The sequence below is a fragment of the Brooklawnia sp. genome (assembly GCF_032229645.1).
GTDB lineage: Bacteria > Actinomycetota > Actinomycetes > Propionibacteriales > Propionibacteriaceae > Brooklawnia.
Window position 1 is genome coordinate 1 of record NZ_JAVTWX010000142.1, and the last position, 4,245, is coordinate 4,245.

Annotated in this window: 6 protein-coding genes; all 6 read right to left on the reverse strand. The window is 66.2% G+C overall.

Annotated features, from left to right (window positions below):
* Nucleotides 1-359: 359 nt before the first annotated feature.
* Complete coding sequence (locus AAFP05_RS11850) at nucleotides 360-530, reverse strand: hypothetical protein (RefSeq protein WP_341730077.1); 171 nt, start codon at nucleotides 528-530, stop codon at nucleotides 360-362.
* Between the two features lie 49 nt (nucleotides 531-579).
* Nucleotides 580-1,299 (reverse strand): UPF0158 family protein, encoded by a 720-nt coding sequence (locus AAFP05_RS11855; protein ID WP_341730078.1) that lies wholly within the window; start codon nucleotides 1,297-1,299, stop codon nucleotides 580-582.
* 33 nt (nucleotides 1,300-1,332) lie between these two features.
* Complete coding sequence (locus AAFP05_RS11860; protein ID WP_341730079.1) at nucleotides 1,333-1,587, reverse strand: hypothetical protein; 255 nt, start codon at nucleotides 1,585-1,587, stop codon at nucleotides 1,333-1,335.
* A gap of 180 nt (nucleotides 1,588-1,767) precedes the next feature.
* The gene (locus AAFP05_RS11865) at nucleotides 1,768-2,811 is read right to left on the reverse strand and encodes a LacI family DNA-binding transcriptional regulator (protein ID WP_341730080.1); all 1,044 of its coding nucleotides are present in this window, start codon (nucleotides 2,809-2,811) and stop codon (nucleotides 1,768-1,770) included.
* 25 nt (nucleotides 2,812-2,836) lie between these two features.
* Nucleotides 2,837-3,673, reverse strand: a complete 837-nt coding sequence (locus tag AAFP05_RS11870) for a sugar ABC transporter permease (protein ID WP_341730081.1) — start codon at nucleotides 3,671-3,673, stop codon at nucleotides 2,837-2,839.
* The coding region (locus AAFP05_RS11875; RefSeq protein WP_341730082.1) for a sugar ABC transporter permease at nucleotides 3,673-4,245 on the reverse strand (573 nt) is incomplete at its 5' end. The genes AAFP05_RS11875 and AAFP05_RS11870, both read right to left, overlap by 1 nt.

Genomic DNA, 4,245 nt, shown 5'->3' on the forward strand with positions numbered 1-4,245 from the left:
CCAGGTTCCGGTGAGGTCCAGTAGTTCCAGGGTGCGGGTAGGTGACCAGCTCGTCAGGTAGGGGTGGCCGCTGAGCGTGTCCACCGTGCGATGCGCCTGGCCCACTTCGGCGAGGGCCGTGGCAGGGGTCAACGCCGTGTCCATGACCCCGATCGTGTGCTGGCCGGGCGGGAGTGGGTGCGGTTCCCAACGCATGCCCGCTACCGGTCCGTCCATCCTGAACTGGTTCCAGGCCACGACATGGGAGCCCGTTGTTCGGTGGACCCGCCACAAGGTCTGGGACGCAACAACCTGCCGCACGTCGCTGGGGCGCATCCCCAACAGTGCCGGCGGCGTCCGCGGCACTTTCGTGCTCACCTTCACCACAGGGCGAGGCTCTCCAGCAAACCAGCCACCAGTTCCGGTTCTCCACCGGCCAGCAGGAAGCCGACAGAGGTGCGCCCGTCGAACTCCGGCTGCTCAGCCAGCATTTCCGTCTCTTCGACGATCTTGGCGAGCAGTTCACGCTTGGGCACGATGTGCTCGATCACGATCTGTCCGGGCCGCCCTGACCACTCTCGGCCTTGCGCTCGCGGAACCTCAGGAGGCTGGCAGAGGCTTCGGGAGCGTTGGGGCATAGCCCTCACCGGCGAGCCAGGCTCGGGCCCTTCCTCGGTGGCGCTCATCGCTGAAGCCGTACCAGCGGTCCAGGAGGTCGGGGGAGTCGGCCAGGACGTCCTTGAACCGGCGGAACGCTCCGTGTCCCTGGATCGCTCGCGCGAGGCGATCAGCGAGGCGGTCGTCCTCGAGGTTGTCGATGAAGATCTCCATGTCGCGGTACCCGGCGCGAGAGCCCTCGCAGAAGACGTGTAGCCAGCGCTCCTCGTCTTCGGCGTCTGGGTCTTCCTCCCCGACTTCCTCGGCGTACTCGATCGCAGCCTGCGGCCAGACCTCGCCGGTGTGGAGGTCGATCCGTCCGCCACCGGTCAACGGATCACCCTCCAGCACTCCCGCCAGCTCTTCCAGGTCGACCGGGAGGTTCTTCAGCAGCGGCGTGGGTCCCCACCCGAGCGTGGCTTCGATCTGGGTCGCGAGCTCGGCGTCGCCCTCCCAGTCGCGGTCCCGCAGGGCGGCGACGCAGCGGCGGGCGGATGGCCGGATCTCGTCAGGACGCTGACGAGCGACCTCCCGTACCGCATCGCCCACCAGTTGCAGCGCGTCCTCTGGCCACGCGCCTCCATTCAGCGCGACCTCCAGCGCATCGGTGTCTGCTCGGTAGACAGCGGCGCGCAAGCCGTCCCGGTCAAGCTGATGAGCCATGACGCCATTCTGCGCCGCATCGTGCGCCCGGCGTCAGACTCCCAGCCACTCGGCGACGGCGGCGGCATCGTCGGTCGCGACGCTGTCCGCGGCTTCATCCTGTGAAGGAGCGGGATGTGAATCGGATGTGCGCAGCCTTGTGACACTCCGGTCGGGGGTGATGGTGCCGACCAGGCGGTCGTGCAGGAACACCTCAAGGCTCAGCCCGGCGTCCTCGCGGACGGCCCGAATCACGGCAGCGACATCCTGGACCTTGCGTGCGGCGAGCGTGGGCATCCCGACCTGCATGTGGCGATTCGCCCACATTGGCAGGTGTGGGGATATCGCAACAAGGATGCGTGTGAGGAGATCCCGCCGCGGACGGCGAGCGTGAGGCTGAAGGTCGATGTCAGCAACACCGCAGACACGCTCGAGCTTCTCGACCAGGGCATCGCCGAGGATGCCCAATCGCACTCGCGACGCCCTCGTTCAGGCCGATCCTCGTCTCACCAACTCCACGTCGATGGAGAGCGTCGAGCGGGGGCCGCCGTCGATTCGGCCGCGCAGCAGCCGCACCATCTCGGCGCTGATCTGGCCGAACGGCTGGCGCATCGTGGTCAGCTGCGGGTCGGAAGTGAGCGCGACCGCGCTGTCGTCGAAACCACCCACGGCGACGTCGCCCGGGACGCTCCGGCCCGCTTCCTTGAGCTCGGCGATGGCGGCGACTGCCATTTCGTCATTGGCCGCGAAGACAGCGTCGAACTCGACCCGCCGGGCGAGCAGCTCCCGCATCGCCGCTGCTCCGCTGGCCGCCGAATAGTCGCCGTTTGCGACCAGCGAATGCTCGAACCCGGAGCCCAGCTCGTCGCGGTAACCCTGCAACCGTCGCACCCCTCCGGAGGTGTCTTGTGGCCCGGTGATGTGCGCGATCCGGGACCGTCCGGACGAGCGCAGGTAGCTCACCATCGATCGAGCGCCGCCGTAGTCGTCGGCTTCGACCCAGCTGATCTCGCTCTCCATCCCGAGCGGGATCCCGCAGGCGACCACCGGGAACCCGGCACGGTGCAGGTTGCGCAGCATGCCCGATGAGTTGCCGTGCCAGGAGACGAGCAGCGCACCGTCCACGTGGCCGCCCAGCAGGAACTCCTCGGTCCGCTTCTCGTCCGCCGGCTGGTTAGCCAACAGAAGAACCAGGGTTTGGCCCTGTCGGGAAAGCGCCTCGGCGACGCCGGAGATCAAGCTGGGGAAGTTGGGGTCGCCGAACAACCGGGTGGTGCTCTCGTTCAGCAGGAAGGCGACCGATCCCGTCCGCGCTGTCGCCAGGCCGCGAGCGTGCGCATTCACCCGGTAGCCAGTGCTCCGGATTGCCCCCTCGACCGCGACGGATGCCTCCCGGCTGACCCAACGGCCGCCGTTCAGGTAGCGCGAGACCGTTCCGCGGGAGACCTGCGCCACCGCCGCTACGTCGTCGATGGTCGGACGGCGCCTTGGCCGCCCGTCATTCCTGGTTCCCTCCGCGCCGAACTGGCTCATGATTCGGCCCGCCGCCAGCGACGGCTCATTCCTTGACCGCACCGCTGGCCAAAGAGGCGATCAGCGACTTCTGGGTGGCGATGAAGAACACCACGAAAGGTACCGCCACGATCAGCGCCCCGGCCGCGAAGTTGGTGAAGAAGTTGTTCTTGTCGGTGACGAAGCTGAACAGGCCGAGCGCGAGCGTCTGCTTGTCGGGACTGCGCAGGATCAGCTTCGGTAGGACGAAGTCCATCCAGGGCGCGGTGAAGCTGGTCACCGCCAGGAAGGTCAGGATCGGCCGGGCCACCGGGAGAATGATCTGCGAGTAGATCCGCCAGTTGCTGGCGCCGTCGAGGCGGGCCGCTTCATCGAGGCTGCGCGGAATCTCGTCCAGATAGCTCTTCACCAGCCAGGTCGTGTACGGCATGTTGCCGGCCAGATAGAACAGCACCAGTCCCCACAGGGTGTCCAGGCCGCCCATCCGGTAGAGCAGGACGTAGATCGCCACCATTCCGACGAAGGACGGGAAGACCTGCAGGATCAGCATCGCCATCAGCAGGGGACGCTTGAAGGTGAAGCGGAACCGGGAGAACACATACGCCCCGAGGGAGGCGAACACGACCGTGCCCAGGCAGGTGCTGGTGGCCACGATCAGGGTGTTGAGGAACCACCGCGGGTAGTCGGTCTGGGTGAACAGATACTCGAAGTGCTCGGTGGTGACCCCGTTGGAGAAGGGGATCACCGGGAGGTTCGCGATGCTCTGGCCGGGGGTGAAAGCGGCGCTGACGATGTGTACCGCCGGCCAGAGGACTGCCAGCGCGACCACTGTGAAGATCGACGCGATGACGACGCTGTTGACCTTACGGATGACGGATTCCATCACAGGTCGCCTTCCTTGTAGGACTTCGTCCGCTGGAACTGGAAGATCGCGAACGGGGCCAGGACGACGAAGATCATGATCGCCAGCACCGAAGCTGCGTTGTATTGCAGCAGGTTGATCGTCAGCTTGTAGATCCAGGTGACCATGATGTCGGTGCCGCCGGCGCCGGTCGTGGTGGTGTCGGCCACCTTCGGGTTGCCGCCGGTCAGGAAGAAGATCGCGCCGAAGTTGTTCAGATTGGCGGCGAACGACAGGATCATCAGCGGTGCCGTCTGGTACATCACCAACGGCAGAGTGATGTGGCGGAATCGGGCGATCTTGGACGCCCCGTCGACCTCGGCGGCCTCGAGGATGTCCTTGCTGATCGCGGTCATCGTGCCGGTGATCAGCAGCATGAAATAGGGGAAGCCGGCCCACAGGTTGATCGTGACCACCATGAACTTGGCCAGCCACGGGTCGGACAGCCAAGGGATCGCGCTGTCGATGAAGCCCATCGCCTGCAGCGTCTTGTTGACCGTGCCGAACGCGCCGTTGAGCGCGTTCTGCCAAAACAACATGCTGACCACGCCGGA